At 47.8% G+C, this 3,585-nt stretch carries 3 protein-coding genes; 2 read left to right on the top strand and 1 reads right to left on the bottom strand.

All coding sequences use genetic code 11. The features are described from left to right. Positions 1 to 382 (top strand): IS200/IS605 family transposase (gene tnpA / locus WC958_06295; protein ID MFA5629831.1); only part of this gene is annotated, 382 nt, incomplete at its 5' end. A gap of 511 nt (positions 383 to 893) precedes the next feature. Here the strand turns inward: tnpA and WC958_06300 are convergent. After that, a complete protein-coding gene (locus WC958_06300) occupies positions 894 to 1,469 on the bottom strand; it encodes a hypothetical protein (GenBank protein MFA5629832.1) in 576 nt (191 codons plus the stop codon). A gap of 1,195 nt (positions 1,470 to 2,664) precedes the next feature. Between WC958_06300 and WC958_06305 the strand changes: the two genes are divergently transcribed. Further along, positions 2,665 to 3,459 (top strand): hypothetical protein, encoded by a 795-nt coding sequence (locus tag WC958_06305; GenBank protein MFA5629833.1) that lies wholly within the window; start codon positions 2,665 to 2,667, stop codon positions 3,457 to 3,459. Positions 3,460 to 3,585: the final 126 nt, after the last annotated feature.

Raw genomic sequence — 3,585 nt, forward strand, 5'->3', positions numbered from 1 at the left:
GCAAGATAAAAGTATAGATTGGAAAACATTGAGAATGCTGTGCGAAAAGAAAGGAATAAAAATAATAGAAGCGGAGGCATGTTCTGACCATGTACATATGCTTGTAGCAATACCGCCAAAGTATAGTGTAGCCCAAATCATGGGATATCTGAAAGGCAAGAGCAGCCTTATGATATTTGATAAATTCGCAAACTTGAAATACAAGTACGGGAATCGTCATTTTTGGTGTAGAGGTTATTATGCAGATACAGTGGGTAGAAACGAAAAGGCGATAAGGTCATATATACAAAAACAGTTACAGGAAGATATCGCTAATGACCAAATAAGCATAAAAGAATATATAGACCCGTTTACGGGTAAGCCGGAAAAAGATAACAGCTAAAAAAGCCCTTTAGGGCTAGTTGGGACAAAATAGCAGTTGGCGTACTGTTCAACGAGCCTTGAGGCTCTCGCTAGTATCAAAGGCTTGGAGCCTTTGTACAAACTACCGGCTCAGCCGGTAGTTTTGATTTGTTTTTGTTTAAAAAAAACCACCGGCTGGCCGGCGGAAATAAAAGCTTTAGCTATGAATGGAAAAGATAATCTCCTTTTGATTTATGTCATGCGAATACTTGTCGGTGAAAAAAGCTTGCATATACCCAACGAGAATCAATGAGCTGATGCAGTATTGGCCGGGAAGATATAATCCCAGCCTTTTTTAGAAGAAGATTGGTATTGGATATTTTCAGTTAATTTACTGCATCATGTAGCCTTGGCGACTATCAAGAAATGTCATCCTTTCCACCATTTATTGAAAACTGCGCAATCAATCATTATCTTTTTTGTTTCCACCGACAAGCAAATGCTTTATAGGAAAAACGTTTGTCAATCTTTTTGAGGTATACTGTAACTTCTCATGCAAGTCCCCAGACGGATATAAATGCAACAGCTTCTGCCAAATCGCTTAACATAATATCTTTTCCTTTATTCAATACTCGCAACTTAGAATCATCATTGTTTATTTGGATTATATCCGTAAATGTAAAAGGCGAACCGTTGATTGCGGAAAAAATAACATCACGGAATGAAACGACCGTTCCATTTACTTCAATCTGTATCTGTGTTTTATTCCCATCAATAATATTCGATACATATAGCATAAAGTTGACGACATACTTGCCGGGCTTGCTTATAATAAATTTAGCTGATGAATGATTATAATTTATGTACGGCTCGCCGCTTATTGTTTCAACGTTAAACTTGATTGTTTCACCCGATCTATAACAACGCTTCGTTTGTTCTTTAGGACGGATATCCAAATACTGTGCAGCAATAAGAGAAACAGACGAACCGGCAGGACCGACGGGACCGACCGGACCGATGGGGCCGGGGTATCCTCTTTCGCCTTGCGGACCTTCCGGCCCCTGACAACCTTTTGGGCCTTGCGGCCCTTGAGGGCCTGTGGCGCCGACCGGACCATCCAGCCCCATAGGCCCGGGTGGGCCTTCGAATCCGCGTTCACCTTGAGGCCCTTCCGGACCTTCCGGCCCCCTGCATCCGGCAGGCCCTATATCTCCTCTCGGCCCGCGCGAACCCGGCGGCCCCATAGGGCCCGGGGGGCCAGGATTTCCTTTTGGACCAATAGGGCCTGGGCAACCGGGATCTCCCTGCGGACCAACGTCGCCGCGGACGCCTTGCGGGCCGGGACAGCCAGGTATACCTTGCGAGTCCGTTGAACAAGCTGAAGCGATGGCGCAAAGAGCGCAACACGGGTTAAAATTTGATTTATAAACGGGAAGCGGAGGATTTTTAGCTCTTATTTCCACAGCGCGGCGTTGGTTTATACGATTTTTATTCAATTTCAGAAGTCTCCCTTCGGTTTACTCCAAGTTGACGTATGTCTAAAATGATAAGTCAATCAACTTGAGTATTGCCGCATAATCTCGCGTCTATATCCATTCTAACAGTTTGACAAATTCCAACTTAATAAACTAAGTTAGAACACGATAGTTCATTGTATATTATGAAAAAAATATTCTTTCTGTGAGTATGGCGTTTGTAGCTTTGAAGTATGGTTCGGCAGATAGTTTTTTGTATCAAGTACCAAATTTTTTTCTAATGAATAAAATATATTGAGTACTAGTCTATTCAAAAAACAAAAAAGGATTTACAGCAATGTACAGAAAAGAAGATCTGAATACCTATAATTGTCAATCAAACTTTCCGCTGACATGTCCGCCGGAGACATCGGGACAACCGGGACCTCCGGGACCTCCGGGACCGCCGGGACCAATGGGTATGCGTGGTTTGAAAGGAGATCCGGGATGTCCGGGACCTAAGGGTGATGTGGGTTACCCCGGTCCTCAGGGGGCGCCCGGCCCAATGGGACCGGAAGGCCTTAGAGGCCAAAGGGGTCCTCAAGGCGAAAAAGGCGAAAAAGGCGATCCGGGATGTCAGGGACCTGCCGGTTCCCGCGGTCCTCAGGGGCAAATAGGCCCACAAGGGCCTCAAGGGGTTCGCGGTGATATTGGCCCCCAAGGTGATCCTGGTTGTCAAGGAGCCATTGGGCCGCGAGGCAATCCGGGCCCGGCCGGAATACAGGGCATAGCGGGACCTGCCGGCTCAAGAGGGGATATAGGGCCTGCGGGCCCACAGGGTGCACCGGGACCTGAAGGAGCTCAGGGATTGCAGGGCCTGATCGGACCGCCCGGCCCGATGGGACCGGAAGGGCCGTCGGGAGTACAAGGCCCCGAAGGACCTATGGGCGCAAGAGGTTGCCAAGGCCCGGAAGGCCCTCAGGGAATAATGGGAGACGTTGGGCCGACCGGATCTGAAGGACCGATTGGGCCGACCGGACCAAGCGGACCAAGCGGACCGACCGGCCCTCAGGGAGAAACCGGCACAATGGCTGATACGACGGAATGTTTTGCCATCAGCCAGTGGGCTAATCTTTTGGAGCAGATAATAACCTTATACCCCGCTACTACCATGACCTTTTTTATAGAACAAATGGCTACAGTGACAGGCACGCCTATTCAAGTCTATGCTTCACCCAGTGCCGGCGGACCGGGACTGCTGATAGTACAAAACGGCTCGGATTACCATTATATATCGTTGAGCAGACTCGCCGCGATAGCTCTTGATCCCAGTGCGGTTTATAACCCCAGCATCACATATTTAACTCCGCCCGATCCCTATTCCCCGGGCTGCGACACTGACAATATACTTGCCCTACAATCGTCTATGTCGATAGGGGATCAGATTAACTTCGTAACCGCGGTAAACACCGTCGGAAACGGTGAGATATATATAAATGAGCCGGGCATAATTGTAGTAAGCGACGGCTCGGGCAATGACCCCGTATTTCTATATACTCCGCAGATAAGGTCTTTGACTAAGGACTCGCTGGTGTTCAGGGCGTCTGGTGAAAGCAAACAGGTTAAGAAAGCTATAAAAGTTATGATTAAAAATAATAATTGAGATTGATTTGCTGCAACTATCGCTCAATACGCGGCAACACAGAGGATGCGTTAAACGTATGCGGCGGCACGGTTGATTGAAAGTTGGCGTTGCGGCCCTGCTGCAGCCGGCCCACACACCGTGCCG

This window comes from Dehalococcoidales bacterium (assembly GCA_041656115.1).
GTDB lineage: Bacteria > Chloroflexota > Dehalococcoidia > Dehalococcoidales > UBA5627 > UBA5627.

Coding starts and splice junctions, on each gene's coding strand:
- WC958_06300 (MFA5629832.1), bottom strand. CDS start 1,469: ATGGGGCTGGATGGTCCGGTCGGCGCCACAGGCCCTCAAGGGCCGCAA.